Source organism: Paenibacillus solani, from assembly GCF_050475945.1.
Classification (GTDB): Bacteria; Bacillota; Bacilli; order Paenibacillales; family Paenibacillaceae; genus Paenibacillus_AQ; species Paenibacillus_AQ solani_A.
The window spans coordinates 13,686-39,029 of the sequence record NZ_JBCMXJ010000030.1; the positions used below are offsets into that span (position 1 = coordinate 13,686).

Here is a 25,344-nt window from a genome sequence, read left to right on the forward strand (position 1 = left end):
GAATTTGTTATAAAAAATCACTTTCGCGTATCTTACACTATGTTTTAGTGAAATTGTAGCGGCATTTTTTAGATTACTATGTAATTCCATCCTGCTTTACTATGTTTTCATTAAAAAGTAACTGGTTTGTCATTAAATCCTTTCCTATTCTTCCATTTATTCAGCAAAAAGAACCGATACTTCGTAGAAGTATCAGCTTGTATGTACCATCTCTAATTATTACATTTTTGCAATAAATTCATCTTATCATATGATTCTCAGATTGCTTTGTGCCCTAAGCAAATAAGCTTGTGCAAATTTATTTTCATCAGAAAAATAAATTCACACAAGCCTAAAATTTACATATAGAACATATTCTTAGATTACCTCAAAATCCCTTAGTTCACGCCAGCTTGTTCCTTAAGGACTTCAGCTTTATCCACGCGTTCCCAAGGCAGATCCAGGTCGGTACGTCCAAAGTGTCCATAAGCAGCAGTCTGCTTGTAGATCGGACGACGAAGATCCAGCATACGGATAATGCCAGCAGGACGAAGGTCGAAGTTGTTGCGCACAAGCTCAACCAGTTTCTCTTCGCTAACTTTACCTGTACCGTACGTGTCTACACTAATCGATACCGGGTTAGCTACACCGATAGCGTACGCAAGTTGAATTTCACATTTGTCAGCCAGGCCAGCTGCAACCAGGTTTTTAGCCACGTAGCGAGCTGCATAAGCCGCTGAACGGTCAACTTTTGTCGGATCCTTACCGGAGAATGCACCGCCGCCATGACGAGCGTAGCCGCCATAGGTGTCCACTATAATCTTACGACCAGTCAGACCTGCGTCACCTTGTGGACCACCGATAACAAAACGGCCGGTAGGGTTAATGAAGTATTTCGTTTCTGCATCCAGCAATTCAGCAGGAACGACAGGAAGAATAACTTGTTCCTTGATGTCCTTCTGGATTTGCTCCAGCGTTGCTTCTTCAGCGTGCTGCGTCGATACAACGATCGTATCCACACGGACCGGTGTGTTGCCGTCATACTCAATCGTTACCTGAGTTTTACCATCCGGACGAAGATAATCCAGCGTACCGTTCTTACGAACCTCAGACAAACGACGAGCAATGCGGTGAGACAATGCAATCGGAAGAGGCATCAATTCAGGTGTCTCATTCGTTGCAAAACCAAACATTAGACCTTGGTCGCCAGCACCAATATTCTCGGTTTCCTCGTCCATTTGAGAAGGGTCACGATTCTCCAGTGCAGCGTTTACTCCCTGTGCAATATCCGCAGATTGCTCATTCAGCGATGTTAACACCGCACAAGTATTCGAATCAAAACCGTATTTTGCACGGGTATACCCGATTTCCTTCACGGTTTCACGTACGATGGATGGAATATCCACGTATTCGGATTTCGTGCTAATCTCACCAATAACCAAAACAAGACCCGTCGCTACGGAAACCTCACAAGCTACACGTGCGTTCGGATCATTAGCCAAAAAAGCATCGAGCACCGCATCGGAAATCTGGTCACAGATTTTATCCGGATGTCCTTCAGTTACGGACTCAGATGTAAATAAACGTCGCCCTGTTAAAGACATGAAATCAACCTCCCATATGAATAGTATATGAAATATCAAAAGGTCCTACACAAAAAATGAACCTTTTCCGATAGGAAAAGGTTTGAAATGTACAATCCTCAACATGCATATTAACGTATTTGTTACCAGGTGTCAATCCAGTTATTGAGCTGTTTTTCAAGGATTTTCTTGGTTTTTTCAACCAAGGTTTTTCTAGAATAAGTTCCAATTCTTAATCGAAATAATCACAGAATTATTGCAGGCCGCCAAATAAACTTTGTTCTGCCCGCTGAACCAAACGTTTAGTAATCTCTCCACCGACGGACCCGTTCTCTCGGGAGGTCAGATGGCCCCACCCATGTGAGCGACTGGAGATCCCTCCGCCGATAGCTCCGAGCTCAGAACCAAACTCTGTATCCGCACCATACGAGCTGCTGCCATATCCTACAGGCAAACCGAACTCTGCTGCGATTTCGTATTTCATTTGCTTTAACATCTCACGACTTTCGGGTACTACTTGACGATTGCGACTGCTGCGTCCCATGAACCTACACCTCCTGTATTGGTTTATACAGAAGTATTATCTGTAGGTTATCAGGCAGCTACACGTATAAAACGTTGTCACAACTGGCAATAATTATACCAGGACTATTTAATTGTATAACCACCGCGTACCATGACAATCAGATTGCTCTGTGAACCTTCCTTCACCTGAATGCCCCGGCCTTCACGAGGGAAAGACAACAGATGGTTCTTAGGGGCAGCCTGTCCGTTTAACAGGTCTTTCCCATCGGTAAGATCAGCTACACCGCTGGCAACTTCCGTATAAATCACCGCATGTCCTGAACGCACGATAAACTCCGTTCCAGCATCAGCAATCAGAAGCTTGCCCGGTTTCAAAGCTACGTTCTTGACTTCATCAGCACCTCCTTGCGAGGGCTGTTCTGAAGTCGATGGCGTTGATGGTTGTGTTGGATTCGTGGAAGCTCCGCCACCGCCATTCAGCGCTTGCTGAATTTGTTGGTCAACATAGCTCTTGGTAACGACGGGGTCGTCGGTGGTGCCGGGTTGGCTTACACCCGTACCAGAAGCCGGTTCTGTCAGTATAACACCCATGGAAACTCCTACACCAAGAGCTACAGTTAACATGGATATTTTCATCTTAGTTTTCATGACTTCAACCTCCATTTCTGCGCATATAAAAACACCGGTGAACACTAGGTGTTCACCGGTGAGTTGGACCCTTAATTATTTTTGGTTTTCACCAATAACATATCTAAGGATATAATCTTTTCCATCCAGGCCTTTAACTGTTGCAACTAGTTCTTGACCAATTACAGTTCTTGTTCCAAGACCAGTAACAGTAAAGGATTTAACTCCCTTAGTAGCAGAGTAAGGCACAGAATTGGAACCATCGTTAGCGTTGCGGATAACTACATCTTTAACACTATCGATGTCTTGGTTCAAGTTCACAACCAAAGTGTTGGATTCTGCATCTTTACCACCCGTGAATGTAAAGACATCTTGAGTTGTACCAGCTGCGAATGGTGGCGTTAGTTGGCCATCTTCTTCATTTACGAGTACAGCTTTGTACCAAGCACCTGCAGTATCTTTGTTAATAGCACTTACAATTTGATTCAAAGTAGTATCTGATTTAACTTTGATTGTACGCTTATCAGCATTGATTGAAACTGGTGCACCAATAGTATCATCTACTTTAATAGTGACATTATATCCTGCATCGTTGCCTTCTGCACCAGCTACAGATTGAACCAGTTTAATACCTACAGCAGAAGCTGTTGCAGCTTCAGCAACTGCGCCTTGCTTGAACTCAGTGTAAGTTACACGAGTTGCAGACGCAACTTGTGAGTAAGGTTGTACTGTGAGCGGATCGGAAGCTTGAGCTGTCTTCTCTTGGTTTGCCGCAGCAACCAGATACTTCGCTCCTTCACGAACTTGAACAGTGATAGCGCTCTTGTTAGCCTCTGCGTCTTTCACTTCAATTGTAACTTTATTGCCAGTAATGTCAACGATTTGGTAATCCAGAGTTCTGATCAAGTTGCTGTTAGAAGGCTTAGTTGCATTTCTCAATACAAAGTCTTCTCTTAGTTGTTGTTCAGTTGCTCCAGTCAATTGTGCTACAGGCTCTGAGAAGGTAAGAACAAACTGGTTACTGCTGGTTCTATCTGATGCGGAAACCAATTTAGGAGCTACAGCATTGTTAACTGCCATTTGTGTATCAGCAGCCAAGTTCAGCTTGTTGTTGGAATACGTTTCGATAGAGTTGTTTTGTCTCAACGTCACGCTTCCACCACCAAAGTCACTGTTCAGTTTCAGAGTAACTTTGTTTTCACTTACAGATACATCAGCTGGGTATGCGCCATCTACGATGAAGTCTGTAGTTCTTGCAGTTGCGATCACTTGGTCAAATGTAAGTTCGATGGTTCTAGCATCTTTACGTACAGCGCCAGTCCATTTCACTTCACTGTTTTTAGCAGTCAATGTAGTTCTGTCCAGAGCTACCACTTGACCTGTGCTGGATTTCAGACCTGTTGCGAATACGCTGCGAACAGTTCCGTTCTCGCCGAATGTTACACGAGTTCCATCAATGTATTCTGGGAACGTAAGAACAACAGACTTACCGCCGTTCACGGAGTTCACAGTTACTTCTGCTGGAAGCGCGATATCTTGAACATTCGTAGCGTTGTTTCTCAAGAAACCAATGTAGTAATGTCCTCTTTCTTGAAGAGTGGATACATCCATTGCTTTACCGAAGTTCAACGTAATCTTACGGCTGGAGTTGTTGTAATCTGCAAACTTAACTGTAGGGCTAGCGTTGTCAGCAGCTACAAAAGTACCACTGTATTCTACAAGAGTGTTACCCAATGCTGTTCTGTCTTTGATACCGGAAATTTTCAGATCATAGGATCCTTCCAGTTCCTGGTAGAAAGTCACATAGAAAATACGGTTGCTATCATCGGCAGCCCAAATGTTTTGTACTGGGATTGTGTTGCCATCTTTTTTAACAGTGTAGTTAGCTTTGTCAGTACCATTTACTGGCTTGTCAAAACGAACTGTCAGAGTGTTAGCTCTGTCTACACCAAACGAAGTTTCGAGTACACGTGGTTGTACCAGATCTACGCTTGCAGTGATTTTATGTTCTTTAACAGCGTTAGCATTACCGGAGTAGTCTTTAACTTCGATGAACAAAGTGGACTCGTATCCTGGCAGACGGTTAGCTTGATCAAATTGAACTTCATATACGTTAGAAGCAATTTGAGTTACTTTACCTTTTTTCTTGCTGTCGCCATTCTTCCAGTAGAAGCTGTCGTTAGTAGCAGAAGCTGGATCGATTTCTTCGTCAAAAGTAACAGTTACTTTCTCCAAAGTAGCAGTGATATCAGTCACTTTAGGACCTTCAGTATCAACAGCTGCTGTGAATTCAGTTGTTTGCGCCAAAGATTTCAGACCAGCATAGTCTTCGATCAGGGAAGCAGTCAACTTATGAGTTCCAGCGGAGATTGCTCCAGTGTAGCTCTTAAGGATAACTTCTCTCTTGTCAGCACCTTGTGTTACAGAACCAACAAATGTCTTATCGTCCAATTGGAAGTTGCTAGCAACTGGAGCAAGAACAGGCTCAGAGAAAGTTACTTTAATTGCAGCAGTACCCAGACCTTTAACTTCGCTCACAGTTGGCAGCGTGTTGTCGGAAGAAGTAAAGGATACTTCGCCTTGTGGAAGAACGGAACCGCTCTCGCCTTTAACATTCTTAACTACAACTTTGTAAGTTGTACCTTGTGTAAACTTGCTGTTTTCGGACAGCAAAATGCGAACTGTCTTAGCATCTTCCAACAAGGTTACGGATTGAATGCCTTTGGAGTTTGCGTCGATTGTGTAGTTGTTTTTGTCAGTAGCAGTAGCTTTGTCTACTTTACCGTCAAATGCAACTTCAACCTCTTTCAGGTTAGTGGAGCTAGCGGACTCAACTTTAGTAGCGGAAGTTACAACCCATGTTACACTTTCAGTGTACTCGTAGTTGTTATGTTTGAACTTAACTTCAGTAGCTGTGTTAGCTTTCAGAGCTGTTTCCAGTTCAACTTTCACTTCTTCGTTGTTAGCAAGTTTGAAAGTTACAACTTTACCGCTCTCAGTAACTTCATAAGAAACTACTTTTGGTTTTTGTTGGCTCAGGTAGATAGTGTAAGCAACTTCAACCAATTGGGAACGGGAAGCGTTCGCTTTAGGGTTTGCTTTAGCGTCTACAAGACCAGCGTTGATTGCTGCTTGAACATAACCTTTAGCCCAGTTAGAAGCATTGTTGTTTGTTTCTGTTGGAACTTCAAGTTTTTGAGCAAGAACGAGAACTTTCGCCATTTCTTCAACGGTGATTTTACCATTGAAGTCGAAGATCATTTTCGTTGTGTTCTTACCTTCCATCAGACCAGCAGAGTATACTGCTTCTACGTATGGAGCAGGCCATTTGCCAGCTTTGTAGTTTTTGTCTTTGAAGGAAGCTTTGCCTTCGATTGGCTCAAGACCCATGATACCTACCAGGACTTTAGCGAACTCAGCGCGAGTCATATCTTTGTCAAGGCCAGCTGTTTGGTCTGGATAGCCAGTGAAGATACCTTTCTCTTTCAGTACATCAAATTTCTGTTGTGTGTTAAGCGCATCGTCACCGAATGCAACAGAAGCAAACATGGAGAATGCCATTGCTGTAGACAGTGCTACGGATAAAATTTTCTTCATAACCTTTTTTTCTCCTCCTTGAATCATCACTTGATTGTTTTCTTTAATTTGGTAGCTCTTATCACTCATTTACGTGCACCTCCTTTCCCGAGTTGAGCGTAAATCATAAATGATGTCTGTGACGGTATCACAGAATCTTGTTAACGAGAGAACACTACAAACTAGAATAGAATTCCTAATCCTACCTAGGTATTATACAACGAGTCCAATAGTCCGTAAAGAACATTTTTCTAATTAATAGACAAGTTTCTTGTATCGGATAATCTTGGGTGGCTCATTGTGCTCTACATTATAAACGTTTGGTTTTCCAAAAAGTTGCGGTTGTTGCAAAGTTTTTTTTAAAATATTTTTCAAAGTCTTCATTCTTCATCTAACAATAGGCTGATTACATATTGCGACAACAAAAAAGACGCCCGTCGGGCGCCCCTGTAGAATGTTAGCGAATCTTCATAGCCAGCTGAATAATACGTGCACGCATCTCCGGGTTACTATGGAGCGTTTCGTACATAATGTCGATCTCGGCTTTGTTAGTGCGATATGTTTTATCATGTTTAATGGTTGTATGAGACCACTGGATCAACGCATTCTCTGCTGCTGTCATTTCGTTAAATGAATCATGAAAGCCTGTCTCAACAACGAGTCCCTCCATGACTTCCTGAGTTATCTCATCATGAGCGGCACGAGCCAGCTCAATCTTCTTCTCCATTACTTTGGCTTTTTCCTCGAACTTGGTCTTCGCCTTCATGTAGTCGAGCTGCGCTTTAGATAATATCGGCTTCATAAATTCATCTTCACCCTCTAAAAATAGTATGTGCTTCCGCTATTGTAGCGTATTCTACATGAAATTACAAAACAATAGATAATGGTAATGATTTTTTTGACTCTAAAAAAGGAACAAGAGCACCGCCATTAGAAATTCAGGCAGCTGCTCTCGTTCCTTCTGTCATGCAGTTTCTTCTTATATATGGCCTACAGCAATTTAAGCTTGCTCATCATGCGTTTCACGATTGTTGCCGTATCCGCACGATTCAGAACAGCGTCCGGATTGAAGTTATATGTCGGTTTCTTCTCGCCTTCTTTTAGGCTATTGGCCACGCCAGTGATGATACCGGCCTTGGTTACAGCAAGAATTGCTGGGTAAGAATAATTCGATTTGATCTTGCCGACATCCTCGAATTGCTTCTGAAGTGCAGCTTTATCCTTAGCAACTTCACCCATCTTCAAGTTCAGAGCACGGGCGATGATGCTTGCTGCTTCTTCACGGGTCAACTCCATATTCGGAGCGAAGCTTCGAGGCGCGATGCCGCGGATGATTCCTTTTCTGGCCGCAGTCTCGATATAACGGTAATCCCACAGCATGCTGTTGATTACATTTTCCTGATAAATATCATCAAAGGTCAACTTGCTCTTATCCGTGTCGTAATCCAGCGGAATATCCAGCAATTTCACGATGATCGTAGCAAACTCACCGCGGGTCATCGGATCATAGATGCCAAACGCATCTGTTTTGGATGCTTTCATGTATCCTCTCGCCAGCATCAGTTCAATATCATTCCGTGCTGTTTTGTGAGAGATTGCATCGGAGTAGCTGTACCGCAAGGATTTAACGACATAGTATCCGAAGCCTTTAAACGAAGCCGTAACTGTCTTCTTCTTAGCATCTACCTTGCCGCCGATGTTCGTCCATTCTCCCTGGGAAGGATTGTACCACCAAATCCCCAGGTTGCTGGCAGCTGCGTTCACAATTCCCGAGTCATACTCAAGTGTAATCGTACCCTTAAGCGATGTCTCCATCCAGTTCTTAGGCATCATACGTTGAAGTACAAAATCGGATCCTTGCGCATATGGATGAGTTGCCGGCTTCACAAGAAAGTCATTTACTGGCTCAAGCGTGTCAGCATTCAATGAACCTGCATCCAGCCAGTAGAGCGGAGAAGAGTATCCGAAATGAGGTTTCGGGAATAAACGAGCCGCAAGCTCATTCTTACCTGGAATCAAAGCCAGACGCCCATCCATCTCCACGCCATTCTCGATTTCTCCAATTCGGTTATAGGCCTTAATAGTACGGCCATCAATCGGATTGGCAATACCGAATAAAATATCATGTTCACCCAACAGGTTGATCGTAGGCACCTCAGCGTTAGGGCTGGAATCTGATTGCTGAAGGACTGTTCCTTTTGGCAAGGACAGGGACAAGCCGCCCTTGAACACTTTCACTTTACCTGACTTGGAAATATTCGTTTTATATTGGGACCCTTCCGTAGCATCATCAGTGTACGTTACTACAAAAGAACCGTTTGTCTTCTTAGATCCTTGCTGAATCGTAAACTTGATGGTGTTCTTTCCGCTCTTCAGATTCTTGACTTCAAGACGGAAAATATCGCTGATCTCCGATTTCACCATAGGTTCTTTGCCAATCAAAATGGAGTCCGCACCTTCTGCCTTAATGCTTACCATCACGAAGTTCTGCTTCAATACACCCTCGTTTGGCAGTTTTGGTGACAACACTTCATATGGCGCACGCTCACGAGTAATTTCAATACTGTCCGTAGTCGTGACAGCTTGATAACGCGATTCAATCGTAACTGCCTGCAATCCAACTTCAGGAAGTGGAAGCTCCTTCAGTACAACGCGGGCTGAACTGGAATTGGCACCATTGGTGATATTATAGTACAGCTGATGATCCGCCTGATTGATCGCATCCAGCTGAGTTTTCAGGGAACCCCCTGTCAGAGTCCATGAGCCCAAATTTCTAGTAAATACAGCATACATCGTTGGTGTCGGGTAACTGAGATTTACTGTGATTTCATCAGTGTTCTCAACCTCAAACCGAAGTCCAAGAGCCTTCTCATACGTATTAAAAGCATTCTTGGCCGTTTCTCTGAAGAGTCCATCCGGATCGGAGTCGGTTGCGGAACCAACAGGGAACGGAACCATATTCTTAATTATGGATTTAGTATCACTGAAATACAGCAATGTCAGTTTAGTCGAGATTTTTCCGGCCTTGTCCTTGATAACCAAAGTGTTCGGTCCGGGAACCAACTGCAGGAAGCTGGTGTCTGTAAAAGCGAACTGGCCGTTTATCACCGTCAGGTTACGGGTATTTCCGTTAAGGGAAATGGTGAACTCCGGATTTCCTGTGTAGTTCACAATACGTCCAGTCACTTCATAGAACTCCGAACTGCTCTTAAACAGCTGATTGTTGTACAGATTAAAAATATCGATATACGAGGAGGACAGGAAAGTTACGGGTATTACTCGTGTATCCGATGTTCCCGAATTATTACCTGCACTAATAATCAGATTCTGCTGTCCTGAAGGCAGATTCGTAATCTTGAATACAGTGTAGCCGTGGTACGGGCTGCCAGGACTATTATACGTATAGGTGTCCGCTATGCCTGCACCTTTACTGGACTCGATAGTAACAGTACCAGCGTTCTTCTGTTCCACCATTAAATAAACTGGCAGTTCATTCAGAATCGTATCGTTGCCGCTTGGAAATACGGATTCCGAGGTTGATGTAACTGTTTTATTCGTAGCGTCATCTACGACGCCATACAACTGATACACTTGCTCAATCGTCGGCGCGTTGCTGTCGCGGTATTGGAAAGTTTTCTTTAGATCCAAGCTGCCTGATTTAATAAAGACAAAATACTCACCGCTTTGTGTAATGCTTGCCGTACTTTGAGTTGTAAAATGATACATATAGGAATTATTCAACACAGTCGCTTGACCTAAAGTGATCGTGCTGTTAGGGCCGCTGGTTGTGTTGCTTAGAAGCGGTGCCGCTGTTCCGACTTGATACAACTCCACATCCAATTCAGGCTTGACCACAGGTGTCCCTGCCGGCGGAGCATCAACGATAATATAACCGGAGATTACCCCGTTTACATTCCCCGTTACTACTGCTTGTCCATCAATTCTTGTGCTGCCGATTTGCAGATCATTGACAGTCAAGCCACCCGTCGGATGATATACAACCTTGCGCGTAATAGTCTGCGTCTTCGATTCCGAATTTACGACGATGACCAGTTCATTGACACCCTCTTGCAGGAGTAAGCCTGCCGAATAGAAAGTATCCCCGCCGCCGGCATACATATTCTGCCCGTTAACGGTAACACCCTTCGATCCATTCGTTGCTTTAACAGAGATACTGATGGTTTGCGTGGTAACAATGACCGGATTCGTGGCGTTCTCCTCCAGAATGCGTCCATCGCTCAAGGCTACTTCATATGCGGCTGGAACATCCGAGAATTTCACATAAGCCGTAGCACTTACCCGCTCACCGGTTGTGCTGATACCGGAAACAATAATTTTGTTCTCACCTTGAGTCAGCTGTACGTTCAAGAATTGGAACGTATTCGTTGCCTCGTCAAGAATCGGCTTTACGCCTGTACCGCCTGTGACTGTATCATCAAAACGTTTGATCTCATAAGAGATCGTACTAGGGTTAATCTGGCTGTAGGTACCTGATACGACAATGGAGCTTCGGTTCTCTGGCGTTGGTGAGCCGGGAGCCATACTCAAATTAGAAAAATGGAAAAATGATGCCCCGGTTGCAGCAGAAGCCGGCATGGCCGGGATCAGAGAAAAGAACATAGCTACAGCCAGCAGCATGCTTGCTATAGCCCGGAATTGGTTTCTCAACGGTTTAGCCTCCTTGATCGTTCGGACGTTGGAGTCCGTTTTGGTTGTTACGTCGTTCACTGAGTCCCCTCGCTTTCACTCACGATTTGTTACGAGCGCATAGTTCATATATCGGTAACCAAGGTGCTATTATTTAGCAAATCATACAAAAAAGCCTCACCCTTTTTTAGCGGGTAAGGCTTGTCTTATTGTGACGCATTATGAAAGAATAAGTTCTATTTCGTACGGCTTTGAGTATTGGTCTTCATTCGCATTCGATGGATCAGTCCAAGTATCGGCCGCTTGGTCTTGCCGACCAGTCCAATAATCTCTGCCCCGATCTGCATAAAGCACATCATCACGCAGATGACAACAAAGGTTACCCAGTTCGCTTCATACATCGCAGCCGAAGATTGAATGACAGCCAGTACGCCGAAAAATGCAGCGATAACGTAAATGATCAGCACAGTCTGTCGATGACTGAAACCGAGCTCACGCAGACAGTGATGGAGATGGCCCTTGTCCGGAGCAAAAATCGGCTTCTTCTGGATTTTGCGCCGGATGATTGCAAAGAACGTATCCGATAAAGGAACACCGATAATGATAAGTGGTGTAATGAAGGAAACGATCGCAATTTGCTTAAAACCGAGCAAGGACAGCATGGCCAAACAAAATCCAAGGAATAACGATCCCGTATCCCCCATGAAAATCTTGGCAGGATGGAAGTTGAAGAACAAGAAACCGATAATACTGCCGAGAAGCAGCAGGCATAACAACGCTACAGTCGTATTGCCCATCAAGATGGCCATGACCAGAATCGTGCCGATTGCGATGCCGGATACGCCGGCTGCAAGTCCGTCCAACCCGTCGATCAGATTAATCGCGTTGGTTACGCCAACAATCCAGAAAATCGTCAGCGGGATGGATACCCAGCTCTCCAGCATGGAGTAGCGGTCCTGAAACGGGATATTTACAAAGTCCACAGTAATATTAAATCCGAACACAACGACACATGCCGCTGCAATCTGTGCCAAAAACTTTACTTTGGCCGAGAGTTCAAATCGATCATCCAAAGCTCCGATCAATACGATCATGGAACCGCCGATCAGAAATGCCTTCATAAAGTTGGCATCGCGAGGAGACAAGCTATCCGGCAAAAATGGAAGTACAGCAATCAGTCCAATAATAAAAGCCAGATAAATGCCAAGCCCTCCGAGCCGGGGCATGATCCGCGTATGAACCTTGCGGGCATTCGGTACGTCAACGGCGCCAATCTTAACCGCAAACTTCTTCACCAGCGGCGTTAAGAGCAGCGCCAGTGCCAGTGAAATGATAAACCCGATGATGTATATCATTAACATGTAATTATTCGACCCCCAATAAAAGTCTACCGGTTGAATTATACTCCGTTCGGGTCCGAAAACCAATGCCAATTTCCGGTGAAATCCCGGACTTTACCCATGGAAATGAGCCATTTAGCTCGTTTTCGTTACGTTTTCTTTCTCGCGCAGCACTTTCACGACAAACTTCGGCAGCGCCAGCATTCTTTTGTAACGGGTAGGCTCTTTCAAAAGGCGATAAAACCATTCGAGACGCAGCTTTTGGAATACCTTCGGTGCCCGCTTCAATTTACCGGAAATGATATCGAATGATCCTCCGACACCCATCACAACAGGGACTTGAAGCGCTTCTTTATGCTCCGCAATCCATGGTTCCTGGTTATCCGCACCGCGGGCCACGAATAGAATATCCGGTGAAGCTGCCCGAATCTGTTCGATCACTTCGGCATCCTGATCAGGTCCAAAAAAACCGTCCCGATGGCCGCATATAATGGCAGCCGGATACTGCATTTGTAACCTCTCGGCAGCTTCCTGAATCACTTCAGCCGTCGTTCCCAGCAGAAAGAACTTCCATCGATAGGTTTCCCCGGCCTTCAACAATTCATGTAAGAGCTCGAAGCCGGTCACGCGACCCTCAAGCGGGTCTCCGCCTACACCAGCTGCCCAGACGATGCCTGTTCCATCCGGAACGATCATTTCGGCACTCTGCATCATCTGCTTATATGCCGGATTGTTTACAGCCGTCATAACCATGATCGGATTCGCCGTAATCACCTGATGAGGCTGCTGCCGAGATTGCACAACCTCAGTCAGGTATTTCACTGTATCCTTCATAGACAGCTTGGAAAAAGGAACATCGAACACTGATACGGTAGGAAATGGATAGGTCTGTTTCATGTTTATCATCCTCTATGGCGTAAATATTGAGCAATGTGGCGTGCAGGCAAGGCCGCCTCGCGTTTCAAGACGGCAATCTGCTCACCGTGCTCTGCCTTCCATGCCTCTGCCTCATCCAACAGATCCAGCAGCTGACGCTTTAATACCTCTGCATCCAGCAGCTCACTGGTCCCGACAGGCCTACTCTCCAGCCGCTTCAAAAAATGATCAATCTTCGGATCATAGGAAATGCCGAGCAGCGGTACACATTGATTCGCCGCATAGATCAAGCTGTGCAGACGCATGCCTAATATCAAATCACAGCGGCTAACTTCATGCAGCATGTCTTGGGGCTGCTTCTCCTCCAGATAAAAGCTGATCTTGGAGCCATTACGGGAAATATCGCCAAGGGCATTGGCAATATACTGAGAAGCTTCAAGATCATCCGGCTGATGAAAAGGGAGAAAACGAAGGTGAACCGCTCGCTGTTCAGCTAAAGTCTTCAGACCTTCAGTAACAGCTTTCAGCTCTTTGCGATCAGGATGCCAATATCGAACCGAAATACCGATGACCGGCAGAGAGTCAACACCTGCTTTCGTATGGTTTGGTCTCGTAGACTGCAATGGTGGCTCTTCGAATGATCGATCCTCTTCTATAGAAGAAACAGATGCAACATCGGTCTCTTCCAGTTCCGAAGCCGGGTTATGATCAATCTGAGCAGGATTGACCTCGTCCAGTGCTGAAACCGGGCTATGTGCAGCCTCAGCTTCTGCCAGTGGCAAGCCCATTACCGGGTCCGGTACGACATGAATGGCTTCTTTCGATATTCCCATGGATTGAAGCAGTTCACCTGACTGTATGTCACGAACGGAAATGTACGAGCACTTACGAAAGATCGAGCGGATCATCGGATGAAACAATTTGCGATTGACCGGACCAACGCCTTGGGCGTATATAAATGTTGGTTTTCCGAGCCATTGCGCAATTTTGAGAACGCCCAGATAATACGGAATCGTCTTCGGGCTGGTCGCATCCTGAAGCAGGCTTCCACCACCACTTATCAAGCCATCGCTTGCTTTGATGGCCGCTCGGACCTCCCCTAGCTTCATCCGATGTACGGACTTGACTTCGTAGGCAGCTGAAGTCCACTCGGGGTCATTGGAAAGTACAACGGGGTTGATTACAACCCCGGCTTCCTTCCCTTCCTGTTCCAGCGCCGTCAGGATGGACTTCAGTACCGCTTCGTCCCCGCTGTTCTTGAAACCGTAATATCCAGAAATGACTATTGTCTTAGAAGTGGAGACCATCGTTTCCAGATCCTTTCTGCTACTTGCCATACTACGATCGCAATCAAGCCGATGATCAGTCCAAGTCCAAGACCGAGTACTACCCGGATCGCCGAGATATAGATCGGCGTATGAATATGCGTGAATGTGCCGACCATCGACAGTTGCCCCATCACACCGATAATAAGCAGATACACTGCGTGCCGGTACTTGAATGACAGGAAGACGCCGAGCACCATCATCGGATGAGCCAGCAAGAACTCCTTGTTACGCGGACGTACGCCAAATGTATTCTCCAGGAACGAACGGAAGACCATCTCGATCGGTGAAACAGAGCCTGAATTACCTGTGCGGGTGAGATAGTACCAACCGACAATACCTACAATGCCGGCCGCAATTACCCAAGTCAACGTAATCGGTGATTTAAGCAATGTTCGGATCGAACTAAACGTTGATCCACCGCGGTACAATACCACGTAAATGGCTATAAGCCCAATCGGAGCTGCTGCCAGCAAGTTTACACCACGGAACTGCTCCAGTACGAGCATGTACGTCACATTGTTCAAAAGCGCAACCACGATCGGAACGGCGGCAAGCGACAGAATAGAAGTCTTAATCAGCAATACGATCGAATGAGTCACTCTTCTTCCGGCACTCATATCCGGAATGCTCCGCTGCGTCTCATTAACCTTGCGAATAGCCAAGATGACCGCAACCGTCGGAGCACTGATAGCGGCAAGCAAAGCAATAGCCTGCTCAAGCAGTGACGCATTCAAAACATACAATCCCGCGCTGCCCAAGAGTCCAATAAGGAACGCAGCAATTGTCAAGAATGGAATGAAGTAAGAAACCATTAGGGCAATCAACGCAATAGCTCCAACGAGAGCCCCCAGCTTGAAGTAACGCTGCATAGACGAGTCAGTTACCTTAAACGGCTCTGCTTGTCCCATCGTAAAGCCGTTGTCCTCCATCTGCTGGATAGCCTGGCCCGATCCGGTCAAGCTATCAATCAGATTATCCAGCGGATGCGTAACGCTGGCTTTGGTCATATCCCGGCTCGGCTCTGCATTCAAATAGAACATCCGTATATTACGGTCTTTGGATGCAAGCGCAAAGCGGTCTCCAATCACTTCAGGATCCAGATTAGCATCCCGCTCGCTCAAGGAATAAATACGGGTTACGTTGTAATCCGTTAAATAAGCCAGCTTCGTAAAGCCTTTTTGCGGACGCTTGATATTCTCAATCGCCACAAGACCGATTTTATGCTCGTTCAATAGCTGAGCAAATGAATCAAGGCTTTTCATTTCCGCATTATCGTTGAAGCCTTTGGCGGAATCTCCTTCAAACAAAATGCGTTGTACGCCATTTTTCTCGAAGTACGCCATCAAGTTCTCCATATAAGCTTGGTCATAGGGGAGACTATCGGACAGACGCGGCACAATGTTGAAGCCCCTCTCCCGCAGCATACTAACCGTAATTGGATCGGGAGATAACGGTTTAATGACCGCATTGGAACGCGGGGTCTCCAGGACCAATCCATCCACCGCATGGTCAAACTGCCATGATCTTACTGGGATACCCAGTCTTGTAAAAGTTTCTTGTATGATGGGTTTAATTAAAGTCGCACTTTCCTCATTAAGGAATGCTACATACGTAAAATTCTCGTTCGGAGAGATTGTCGTGCCTGTCAGATCAGCAACCTGCTGCCCGTCATATACCGAAATTCGCCGCGATCTCACCAGCTCGTCCAGCGTGCTTTCATAAAGCGCCATACTTATCACGCCAGCGTCTTTCAGGCGGTCCAGCTGCTCGGATACAAAATCCTGCGGCTTGGCCTGATACACCGCGACATCCAACAAATCCCGATAATCAAACACCAACTCTATCTTTTTTGATGTTGACTCTGTTTGCAGTCGGTCATAACCTACTGGCAGGGCCGCTGCAACGCCAAGAACAACTAGAATCCACAGCCACTTACGGGCTGCCGTGTTCCAGCGTTTCCATTTCTGAACCACGAAAGTACCTCCTCTTCGAACCTATGGAAATTTACGATGGAGGGCAACAGCTTTACAGCCTTGCAGCAACCATCGTAAATCCCCTTCGTTCTCATAACATTAATTGTAATTAGCTTATCCGTCTACCCGTGACATTACTTGTTCCGTGAGCAATTGAATTCTTTCCTTCGCATCAGCGAGGGACTCGCCACGCACGGCAAAGTACACTTTGATCTTCGGCTCGGTACCGGAAGGTCTCAGGCAGAACCAAGATCCGTCTTTAAGCAAATATTTTAACACATTTTCCTGCGGCAGTCCGTCCAGACCTTGCGCATAATCAAGCACTTGCTTGACCAATACGCCCCCAACTTCCTTCGGCGGATCGTTTCGCCAATCGGACATTTTCGCTTGAATCTGGGCAATGCCGTCCTTGCCTTTGAGTGTCCGGGATTCCAGTGTCTCAAGGAAATAGCCGAACTGTTCATACAGCTCCTGCAGCACATCGTACAGAGTCTTGCCCTGTCCTTTATAGTAAGCAGCGGCTTCACAGATTAGCATGGAAGCCAGTACGGCATCCTTATCGCGAGCGTAATTGCCTGCCAAATAGCCGTAGCTCTCCTCATATCCAAACAGATACGTATGGCTGCCGGACTCCTCAAACTGGGTCATTTTCTCACCAATATACTTAAAGCCGGTCAATGTATTCATTACCTTAGCACCGTAATGCTCCGCAATGGCCGCTCCCATCTCACTGGTTACGATCGTCTTGATGACAGCACCGTTATGAGGGAGTTTGCCCGCTTCCTTCAATTGACCGAGCAGATAATGGATCATAATAGCACCAGACTGGTTCCCCGTCAGTACGACATATTCACCTTGACTGTTCTTAACAACGGCCCCCATCCGGTCTGCATCTGGATCCGTTCCGATCAGAATGTCAGCCCCAACTTCCTCGCCGAGCTTCATCGCCAGCGTGAAGGCTTCGCGTTCCTCCGGATTGGGAGATTTTACGGTGGAGAAGTTGCCATCCGGCTGTGCCTGCTGCGGCACAACATGGATATTCTTAAAGCCGATGGTGCGAAGCACACGCTCCACCGGAGCCTGCCCCGTTCCATGCAGCGGCGTAAATACAATCTTGAAATCCTCGCCCAGCTTGGACGCAATCAGTTCTCTATTTACACTGACACTCGCCACCGTATCTACAAAAGCCTGATCCTCTTCTTCCCCAAGCCAAACCAGCAGCCCTTGCGCTTCGGCCTCGGCCTGTGACAGCCTCTTGACTGCGGAGAAGGAATCGACCTCCTGAATCCGGGCAATCACATTCTCTGCCTCATCCGGCACCAACTGTCCGCCTTCGCGGTTATATACCTTATAGCCATTGTATTCCGGTGGATTGTGGCTTGCCGTGATGACAATCCCGCCCGTTGCTCCCAAATGACGCACGCTGAAGGACAGCTGTGGCGTAGAGCGCAGGGAAGGATACAGCTTCGCGATAATTCCATTGCCAGCAAGAACCAGTGCAGCCTCTAAGGCAAATTCAGGGGAATAATGACGGGAATCGTGTGCAATGACAACAGAAGGTTTGCCCTCTGCAGCACCGTGAGCATCAAGGATATAGCTTGCAAAGCCTTGTGTGGCACGCCCTACCGTATATTTATTAATCCGGTTGCTGCCTGCACCGATGATACCGCGCAACCCGCCCGTTCCAAACTCCAGATCGCGATAAAACCGCTCCTCCAGTTCTTGTGTATCCTGCTCAAGGGAGCGCAGCTCCTGCTTCGTCTCTTCATCAACATAAGGATCATTCAACCAGCGCTGTACCGTATCAATCGTTCTCTGACTCATCTCTGACATGAATAAAAGTCTCCCTTCCTCATCCAAACAAGAATGGTCTGAAATTACTCCTTATCCGAAAGAGCAAACATAATCTCTCCCTCAGCAACGACACGCCCGTCTACGGTCGCGGTTGCTTTCCCCTTGCCGATCATGCCCTTTAAGCGAATAATCTCGACTTCCAGCCGCAGCGTGTCTCCAGGCACAACTTGGCCGCGGAAACGGAAACCATCAATGCCCGCCAAAAAGCCGAGCTTACCCCGGTTGCTCTCAACATTGAGAATCGCAACAGCGCCTACTTGTGCCAAGGCTTCTACAATGAGAACTCCAGGCATAACGGCATACTCGGGGAAATGCCCGACAAAAAATGGCTCGTTGATCGTAACGTTCTTGATGCCGACCGCCCGTTTGCCATCTTCGATCTCCACAATCTTATCAACCAGCAAAAATGGGGGGCGATGCGGAATAATTTCTTGAATCTGTTTGATGTTCAACATAATATACAAATCCTCCTTATGTACGTACCCACCAAGCATAGCGTTTGAAAAGCTCCGTTCATTCCAGATGCTTCCGCTATGCCGCTTTGACAAGCTGGTGAGGGTATTGTAGATGGTTCTATCCTGCTTCATCTTCGAGGTTCACATGACGAATTTCATTTCATTTGCATAAAAATAAGGATCTGCGGAGAAAATGATGGATATCCTTCACCGCTGCAGAAGTGAAGGTTTTAGATAAGGGGCTTTCTCCTTCTAAAATATCCATACGGGGAGAAGGCCCTTTTGTTTACATCCCTTCATTGTCACGAAATGTCAAAGTTAACACGCAAGTCCCATCCCATTATACCGTTTAACCCCCAAAAAAGAAAACTCCCCGAAGGGAGTTCCTCATATCCTTGTAATGAAATTGAATTCACCTTAACTTTGAATCAAGGCGCAAATATCAAATCAAAAACATGCTTCCATGTGCTCCATTCAAACACTTCGCTAAGCTCCTGTTTTCCAAGGACAACATATCCAAAGACCAGTCCCCCGCATAATGCCAATACGAGCAATATGGGAACCATGATGCGGACAGCTATTTTCCACCCGGATGTCTTGGAGCGTTTTTTGGCGTTTGATTCACTCATGAAGCCCACCTACCCTCGCATTGTGTTAGCAAGGTTCATCATGGTATCGCTGGAACTAAGTGCACGGGCCATTAGCTGGTAGGTTCGCTGAACTTCCATCATTTTGGACATTTCATCAGCCAGGTTAACGTTGGATTGCTCAATAAATCCGGAGAGCACCTTCGATTTAGGTTCTTCACCCGGAGCGAGCGGCGTCATATCGAACACATTAGCTTCTGTCAAGCCATCCCCTAGCACAAACATGTTGTCGCCCACCGCAGTCAAGCCCTCAGGACGCATGAGCTCGACCAGCTTCAAGGTTGCATACGGAGCCGTACGACCTGTTGGGGTCTCCACGATGATCTGCCCCTTCTGATTAATGGCCACTTTCCCTTTGACCGGGAGTGAGATCGGCGCATTATTCACATCTAATACGGGATAGCCCTGAGAATTGACCAACAACATGAAATTAGGGTCACGCTCATCCGGGGTTACATGGAATCCGCCTTCGCGGGTATATCCGATAGCGCCATCCCCTTGAACAGCAAACATGGCTTGTCCGTCAACCATTAGATCGAGTGGATTGCCGGTTTCCTTCATGGCCCCCTGTTCCATATTCGGCACGATGGAGGACATTCTCATGCCATACCCGAGAGTATAACCAAGCGGTGTCGCACGTCCGGTCCGATCGAAATCCTTATGATGTCCCTGAACCTGCGTCAGCACATCTTCAAAGGAGGCTTCCTTCTTCTTATAACCAGCCGTGTTGACGTTTGCCATATTGTCCGCGATTACATCCAGTCGCTGCTGGAGTGCATTCATGGACACCATAGCACTTATCATCGAGTTGTTCATCACTTACCTCCCGTGGGCTCACATTTAACATACAGCAACGTGCAACCTAAATACATACAGAACCAGCTCTAAACCCGGCCAATCTCATTAACCGCTTTATCCAGCGTTCGGTCGTAATACTGAACGATCTTCTGATTCGTTTCATACGCGCGCAGCGCAGCAGTTAATTCAACCATGGATTGCGTAGGATCCACATTCGATCCTTCAATGAATCCTTGTCGGATGACTCCATTATCAGCATCGGTCATAAAACGCGTCTGTCCATCCGGATCGGCCATTCGGAATACACCCTGGCCTTCACGAATTAAGCCATGAGGTTCACTCACGATGCTGATTCCGAGGGTGATGCCTGTCCCATTACCATCCGCGTCCATGATTTCACCTTGTTCATTCACTGTAAAGTTACGCGCCGAGCCTGTCAATACGATCGGCCTGTTATTGTTATCCAGAACCTGATAGCCGTTCTCGCTCAATAAGCTGCCATTCGGACTCAACCGGAAGCTTCCGTTACGGGTATAACGGGTGTCGCCATCCTCATTGCGAACGGTGAAAAACCCTTCTGGACGGTAGATCACTTCACCGTTATCATCCACATATCTTCCGGAAGCATCGAATGGATAATTCTCGCCTGTAGCCGGATTTTGAACATTAAAGGATGAAACAAGTGCGAAGTCGGTTGTCTTACCAGTTTCGCGCAGTGCGCCTTCGGTATAAAGCGAGATGCTCTCTTCGGCGTAAACACCAGTATTGAACTTCCCGAGCTTTCGTCCGGCATCTGACGATTGATTGCCGCCGATCATGGAAACAAGCACTTCAGGGAACGAGCGCTGCACGCTGTTCACTGCCTTGTAACCCGTTGTATTGATATTGGCAATATTCTGCGTTACCGTATTATGTCGCTGTTCCTGGGTCATCATCCCGGAAGCGGCTGTATATAGTCCTCTAAGCATGAAGGCACTTCCCTTCTAATATCACATTCCTATCATCTATATCGGAAGGTTAGAACTTTTTCTTTACGACCTTGTCTAAATTATCAAGCATGATTCCCGTTCCCTTAACCACACAGTGCATAGGATCCTCCGCAACGAGCACCGGTACCCGAAGTTCATCCGTTAACAGCTCGTCCAATCCATGAAGCAGTGCTCCGCCACCCGTTAAAATGACTCCGCGATCAATAATGTCCGCTGACAGCTCAGGTGGTGTGCGCTCCAATACAGACTTGGCCGCGAGTACAATCGCCGACACGGGATCCCACAGGGCTTCCTGAACTTCGGCAGAGGATACCGTAACGGTCAGCGGCAGGCCGGATACCATATCACGTCCGCGGATGTCCATCTCGGCTTGCTTGCCACTAGGACGAACGGTACCGATCGCCACTTTCAAATCTTCTGCTGTCCGCTCACCAATCAGCAATTTATATTTTTGCTTCACGTACTTCGTAATCGCCTCGTCGAATTTGTCTCCTGCCATCTTAATAGAGGAAGCGGTAACTACATCGCCCATGGACAGGACGGCCACATCCGTGGTGCCGCCCCCGATGTCCACAACCATGTTACCGCTTGGCTGGAAGATATCCATGCCTGCGCCAATTGCCGCCGCTTTCGGTTCTTCTTCCAGAAACACATCTCTGGCACCACTGCGCTCAGCCGCTTCCCGGATCGCCTTCTGCTCCACCGAAGTGATATTGGTCGGTGCGCAGATCAGGATTCGAGGCCGGCTGTGCCAACTGCGCGCGCCAACGCGATCAATAAAATACTTCAGCATCGATTCCGTAATATCGAAGTCTGCGATGACCCCGTCCCTCAGCGGGCGGATCGCCGTAATGTTGCCGGGAGTACGCCCGACCATGCGCCGTGCTTCCTCACCGACGGCAAGGACCCGTTTGGTGTCGGTCTCAATAGTGACAACGGAAGGTTCGTCTAACACTACCCCCTTCCCCTTTACGTGAATAAGCACGTTCGCCGTTCCGAGATCGATTCCAATATCCTTGCTCAACATCATGAAAAGCCCCCAAAGTGTTATTTTATGGTAAAAGAATCTGTTCACTGCACCGAAACACTCATCGACAAAATCTAGCAATCCTTGATGCTCTTCGGCAAAACAGGTTCCAAATGTCGATCCTATACCAGCTTTTAACATATCATACTTTAGGGGAGGGATTCAACGGCAATCTAGCGACCAAAGCCCTAAAAAATCAGGATTTTGCCGTGGCCACCGGTTCACGATTGCTGCCTGTTTTTTTGTACTTGATCTTGGTAGCTTCTCCGCCTCTGAGATGGCGGATAGATTTGTGGTATTCGAGAATGTGCTTCACCTGATCCGCCAGATCCGGGTTGATCTCCGGCAGACGTTCGGTTAAGTCTTTATGCACCGTGCTCTTCGACACGCCAAATTCTTTGGCTATAGTTCGAACCGTATGCCTCGTTTCCACGATACAGCGTCCGATCTTAATGGTCCGCTCTTTGATGTAATCGTGCACGCTCCCGCCTCCCTACTGTGTGGATAGTTTGGTACATTATATGAGGGGCATGACGGGATATTCGCGGTTTCAAGGAGTGACAAGCTTACTTGGACTCATTTATTTTCTGAACATGCCATGGGTGGACAAGAATGAAATGACCATAAAGCAAGGTATAGCAAGGGTAGGACTTGCTAGGTAAATGGGACAAAAAAAAGACAGGATCTTTTAGCGATCCTGCCCTCTCACGTGCGCGGTGGGCGCATGACTTATCGAAGAAATGAATTTATTTTTGCGGAAGCACACTCACAGGGTTGACCAGTTTCCCGCCCTCATACACTTCAAAGTGCACATGGTTGCCGAGATCCTTCTCAAATTCACTGCGTCCGGCAGTTGCGATCGCATCGCCCTGCTTCACTTCCGCGCCTTCCTTCACTTTCACTTCGTTCAAGCTTTGGTACACGGTCTTCGTATCACCAGATGTAATCTCCACCACTTGACCGTTAAGCGGATGATTCTCTACCCGGGTTACTTGCCCCGTAAGTGCTGCTCTAACTTCAAACTCCGTTCCATCCGCTGTTGCCAGGTCAATACCCAAGTTGGGCGAAAAGGTATCGTTGTATTGCACCATCGCCTCCTGATGCGTTTCCGGGCTTGCCTCATCGAAATAAGGTTTGACAATGCTGACAGCTACGTCATCCGTTACCGGCCAGATCATGGATTGTGCCTGGGCCGTTACTTCTAAAGCTTCTCCGTCTGTTGCGGTTCCAGCAGCCTTCTCTGAATCATGTGCCGTTTCGTTTACGGTTGCCATTTCCTCTTGTGGTTTCAGCGTTTTTTGGCTGGCGTCCTGGTAGACCCACACGAGGGTTAGTATAATTGCCGCTGCTGCTAAGTATGCTGCCGGGAACACCCACCGTTTGGATAAAGCTTTCTTCCACGAAGATGACGTTACCGCCGAATCTCCTTGTACAGTTTTAGGAGTTTCTTCGTGGGGTTTACTATTTTTGTTCTGTTCATTCATTTGCAATCACCTCAGTAACCATTGTTACCGGGGTCTATTCTTTTATACGTTATCTCACTATTATTTTTTTGAGAGGTTGTTCAAAAAGTCATCTTTTGATAAGAAAACCAATCGGGGCCAATCAAAGATGAGCGACCGCGATTCAAAGGTAGGTTTTCTTGCGATATAGAATTCCATCAACTCTGCTGCTAACGAATAAATTCTATATCTAACACGGAGTGAATCAAGAAGTAACTCGGCATCGAATCTTGAATTCAGCCGCTCCTAGCTTTATTTAACCTGAAGCGTTTTGAAAAAACGCACTTCGTAAGCATTACCCTTCGGTGCTGAAAATTCGACTTTTTGAACTTGTATTTAAAGAGAGAAGATTTGAAGTTTGGGCAAAAGTAATATTCGTATAGTAGTGCTTCAGAATCTCTTTCGCCTTGTATCCCTCGCGGGCCATGCCCTCGGCTCCGTACTGGCTCATGCCTACGCCGTGGCCGTTACCGTAGGTCGTAATCTCTATCTCTCCATCTTTCATATGAAGGGTGAATTGGCTGGATCGGAGCCCGAGCTTCTCTCTCACTTCGCGACCAGTGAACTTCTTGCCCCCCACCCGTACATTCTCAATCCGATGGCCTTGCGTATACGAGAGGACTTTCAAAAAAGAAGAACCCCCATCCCCGCCTGCCGATACCGGTACGGCTCCATCTGCCAAACCAAGCTTACCTAAAAACTCTGACCGCGGCATTGTGACTATAGTCTTGTATTTTGGTGAAATCTCTTTATCCCATGGACTCTCCACGCTGCGCAGATAGGGAATCTCGTTCTTCCAATAATCCTCTGAATTTTCGGTATATCCGTTACTGGTGGAGAAAAAAGAAGCCGTAATCGGCTCACCCTCATAGGTCATTACCCAGCCCGCCGTTTCTTTCACCGCTTGCTTGAGCTTCGCCAGCTCCTTTTCCTTGCCCAGCTGCTGCCATTCCCTTGTCAGCTCGTCTTGGGCAATGTAAGCCTGGTGACTAACGGTATCCGTCACCAGTGCCTTGTCGTCCGGCACGCCGCTGCGGTCGCCGGACAACAGACGCTGCACGATATAGGTCCGCGCCGCGATGGCCTGGGCCTTGAGTGCCTCCAGCTGGAACTCTGCCGGCATCTCGGCGGCCAGGACGCCGACGACGTATTGTTCCAGCGGCAGCTCTTCCACGGTTTCCGTCTTGGTCAAGTAGACGGAAACCGTGGGCTCTTCCGCCGCCTGCGGCTCGGCGGAAGGCAGCGGGGGCGGCCCAGGCGGCAGCGGCTGTGGCGGATGGTTGCCAGGGGCAACCACCAGCAGAGGCAGCGCCAGCGCCAAGGCCAGCAGCCCCGCCACCGCCCAGACGGCAGGGTGCACCCGCACCCGCCGTCTCCCGGCGGCCGGGCGCCGCGCGGCAAAGCCGCGGTGCCCCCAGCGCGAGGGCCGCGCACGGAACGTGCGGCCCCCGCGCGGCACGCGGCCCGGTGCCGCAGGCGTGTAGCGCTGCGGCTCGGGCGCGGGCTGAGGGACCTGTGGCACAGCCAACTGCCCACCTGGGCACTGCACAACACTCTTCTCCCCCACTCCCACCACGCGTTTTTGCGGCCATGCAAAAACCACCCCCCCCCCTCCACC

The 25,344-nt window shown here is 47.5% G+C and carries 19 protein-coding genes; all 19 read right to left on the reverse strand.

From position 1 onward, the window contains the following. Positions 1-377: 377 nt before the first annotated feature. The 19 genes from metK to spoIID all read right to left on the reverse strand — a co-directional run bounded on the left by metK (position 378) and on the right by spoIID (position 25,092). Positions 378-1,583 carry a methionine adenosyltransferase gene (metK, locus tag ABEQ74_RS29700; protein ID WP_054405398.1) on the reverse strand — a complete coding sequence of 402 codons (1,206 nt, stop codon included), beginning with the start codon at positions 1,581-1,583 and terminating at the stop codon, positions 378-380. A gap of 232 nt (positions 1,584-1,815) precedes the next feature. After that, positions 1,816-2,106: a small, acid-soluble spore protein, alpha/beta type gene (locus ABEQ74_RS29705; RefSeq protein ID WP_430125928.1), complete on the reverse strand. Its 291-nt coding sequence runs from the start codon at positions 2,104-2,106 to the stop codon at positions 1,816-1,818. 104 nt (positions 2,107-2,210) lie between these two features. Next, on the reverse strand, positions 2,211-2,735 hold the full coding sequence (locus ABEQ74_RS29710; RefSeq protein ID WP_430125930.1) for a hypothetical protein: 525 nt from the start codon (positions 2,733-2,735) through the stop codon (positions 2,211-2,213). A 75-nt stretch (positions 2,736-2,810) separates the two neighbouring features. Beyond that, positions 2,811-6,380 (reverse strand): S-layer protein, encoded by a 3,570-nt coding sequence (locus tag ABEQ74_RS29715; RefSeq protein WP_430125931.1) that lies wholly within the window; start codon positions 6,378-6,380, stop codon positions 2,811-2,813. 367 nt (positions 6,381-6,747) lie between these two features. Continuing rightward, positions 6,748-7,092: a hypothetical protein gene (locus tag ABEQ74_RS29720; protein WP_430125933.1), complete on the reverse strand. Its 345-nt coding sequence runs from the start codon at positions 7,090-7,092 to the stop codon at positions 6,748-6,750. Positions 7,093-7,280: 188 nt separating this feature from the next. Beyond that, positions 7,281-10,958 (reverse strand): S-layer homology domain-containing protein, encoded by a 3,678-nt coding sequence (locus ABEQ74_RS29725; RefSeq protein WP_430125935.1) that lies wholly within the window; start codon positions 10,956-10,958, stop codon positions 7,281-7,283. A gap of 215 nt (positions 10,959-11,173) precedes the next feature. Then, complete coding sequence (locus ABEQ74_RS29730) at positions 11,174-12,298, reverse strand: glycosyltransferase family 4 protein (protein ID WP_430125937.1); 1,125 nt, start codon at positions 12,296-12,298, stop codon at positions 11,174-11,176. Positions 12,299-12,412: 114 nt separating this feature from the next. Next, a complete protein-coding gene (locus ABEQ74_RS29735) occupies positions 12,413-13,174 on the reverse strand; it encodes a WecB/TagA/CpsF family glycosyltransferase (RefSeq protein ID WP_430125939.1) in 762 nt (253 codons plus the stop codon). Between the two features lie 5 nt (positions 13,175-13,179). After that, entirely contained in the window at positions 13,180-14,460 is a 1,281-nt protein-coding gene (csaB, locus tag ABEQ74_RS29740; protein ID WP_430125941.1) for a polysaccharide pyruvyl transferase CsaB, read from the reverse strand. After that, positions 14,436-16,454 (reverse strand): DUF5693 family protein, encoded by a 2,019-nt coding sequence (locus tag ABEQ74_RS29745; RefSeq protein WP_430125942.1) that lies wholly within the window; start codon positions 16,452-16,454, stop codon positions 14,436-14,438. Before ABEQ74_RS29745 ends, csaB begins: the two co-directional genes overlap by 25 nt. A gap of 114 nt (positions 16,455-16,568) precedes the next feature. Next, positions 16,569-18,287, reverse strand: coding sequence for a phospho-sugar mutase (locus ABEQ74_RS29750; protein WP_430125944.1), 1,719 nt, complete (start codon positions 18,285-18,287; stop codon positions 16,569-16,571). Between the two features lie 44 nt (positions 18,288-18,331). Further along, complete coding sequence (gene fabZ, locus ABEQ74_RS29755) at positions 18,332-18,763, reverse strand: 3-hydroxyacyl-ACP dehydratase FabZ (RefSeq protein WP_053491160.1); 432 nt, start codon at positions 18,761-18,763, stop codon at positions 18,332-18,334. 428 nt (positions 18,764-19,191) lie between these two features. Next, positions 19,192-19,392, reverse strand: a complete 201-nt coding sequence (locus ABEQ74_RS29760; protein ID WP_053491159.1) for a DNA-directed RNA polymerase subunit beta — start codon at positions 19,390-19,392, stop codon at positions 19,192-19,194. 9 nt (positions 19,393-19,401) lie between these two features. Further along, positions 19,402-20,226, reverse strand: a complete 825-nt coding sequence (locus ABEQ74_RS29765) for a flagellar hook-basal body protein (RefSeq protein WP_430125946.1) — start codon at positions 20,224-20,226, stop codon at positions 19,402-19,404. A 68-nt stretch (positions 20,227-20,294) separates the two neighbouring features. After that, positions 20,295-21,176 (reverse strand): flagellar hook-basal body protein, encoded by an 882-nt coding sequence (locus ABEQ74_RS29770; protein WP_430125948.1) that lies wholly within the window; start codon positions 21,174-21,176, stop codon positions 20,295-20,297. A gap of 49 nt (positions 21,177-21,225) precedes the next feature. Next, positions 21,226-22,224, reverse strand: coding sequence for a rod shape-determining protein (locus ABEQ74_RS29775; RefSeq protein ID WP_053494080.1), 999 nt, complete (start codon positions 22,222-22,224; stop codon positions 21,226-21,228). A 196-nt stretch (positions 22,225-22,420) separates the two neighbouring features. Next, a complete protein-coding gene (gene spoIIID, locus ABEQ74_RS29780; protein WP_009594246.1) occupies positions 22,421-22,705 on the reverse strand; it encodes a sporulation transcriptional regulator SpoIIID in 285 nt (94 codons plus the stop codon). A gap of 265 nt (positions 22,706-22,970) precedes the next feature. After that, a complete protein-coding gene (locus tag ABEQ74_RS29785; RefSeq protein WP_430125951.1) occupies positions 22,971-23,708 on the reverse strand; it encodes a peptidoglycan DD-metalloendopeptidase family protein in 738 nt (245 codons plus the stop codon). Positions 23,709-24,021: 313 nt separating this feature from the next. Then, entirely contained in the window at positions 24,022-25,092 is a 1,071-nt protein-coding gene (gene spoIID, locus ABEQ74_RS29790; RefSeq protein WP_430125953.1) for a stage II sporulation protein D, read from the reverse strand. Positions 25,093-25,344 lie beyond the last annotated feature (252 nt).

What these genes read in the sequence shown, in the direction of transcription:
- metK (WP_054405398.1), bottom strand. Translation starts at nt 1,583, where the DNA reads ATGTCTTTAACAGGGCGACGTTTATTTACATCTGAGTCCGTAACTGAA.
- ABEQ74_RS29705 (WP_430125928.1), bottom strand. Translation starts at nt 2,106, where the DNA reads ATGGGACGCAGCAGTCGCAATCGTCAAGTAGTACCCGAAAGTCGTGAG.
- ABEQ74_RS29710 (WP_430125930.1), bottom strand. Translation starts at nt 2,735, where the DNA reads ATGAAAACTAAGATGAAAATATCCATGTTAACTGTAGCTCTTGGTGTA.
- ABEQ74_RS29715 (WP_430125931.1), bottom strand. Translation starts at nt 6,380, where the DNA reads ATGAGTGATAAGAGCTACCAAATTAAAGAAAACAATCAAGTGATGATT.
- ABEQ74_RS29720 (WP_430125933.1), bottom strand. Translation starts at nt 7,092, where the DNA reads ATGAAGCCGATATTATCTAAAGCGCAGCTCGACTACATGAAGGCGAAG.
- ABEQ74_RS29730 (WP_430125937.1), bottom strand. Translation starts at nt 12,298, where the DNA reads ATGTTAATGATATACATCATCGGGTTTATCATTTCACTGGCACTGGCG.
- ABEQ74_RS29735 (WP_430125939.1), bottom strand. Translation starts at nt 13,174, where the DNA reads ATGAAACAGACCTATCCATTTCCTACCGTATCAGTGTTCGATGTTCCT.
- csaB (WP_430125941.1), bottom strand. Translation starts at nt 14,460, where the DNA reads ATGGTCTCCACTTCTAAGACAATAGTCATTTCTGGATATTACGGTTTC.
- ABEQ74_RS29750 (WP_430125944.1), bottom strand. Translation starts at nt 18,287, where the DNA reads ATGTCAGAGATGAGTCAGAGAACGATTGATACGGTACAGCGCTGGTTG.
- fabZ (WP_053491160.1), bottom strand. Translation starts at nt 18,763, where the DNA reads ATGTTGAACATCAAACAGATTCAAGAAATTATTCCGCATCGCCCCCCA.
- ABEQ74_RS29760 (WP_053491159.1), bottom strand. Translation starts at nt 19,392, where the DNA reads ATGAGTGAATCAAACGCCAAAAAACGCTCCAAGACATCCGGGTGGAAA.
- ABEQ74_RS29765 (WP_430125946.1), bottom strand. Translation starts at nt 20,226, where the DNA reads ATGAACAACTCGATGATAAGTGCTATGGTGTCCATGAATGCACTCCAG.
- ABEQ74_RS29770 (WP_430125948.1), bottom strand. Translation starts at nt 21,176, where the DNA reads ATGCTTAGAGGACTATATACAGCCGCTTCCGGGATGATGACCCAGGAA.
- ABEQ74_RS29775 (WP_053494080.1), bottom strand. Translation starts at nt 22,224, where the DNA reads ATGTTGAGCAAGGATATTGGAATCGATCTCGGAACGGCGAACGTGCTT.
- ABEQ74_RS29785 (WP_430125951.1), bottom strand. Translation starts at nt 23,708, where the DNA reads ATGAATGAACAGAACAAAAATAGTAAACCCCACGAAGAAACTCCTAAA.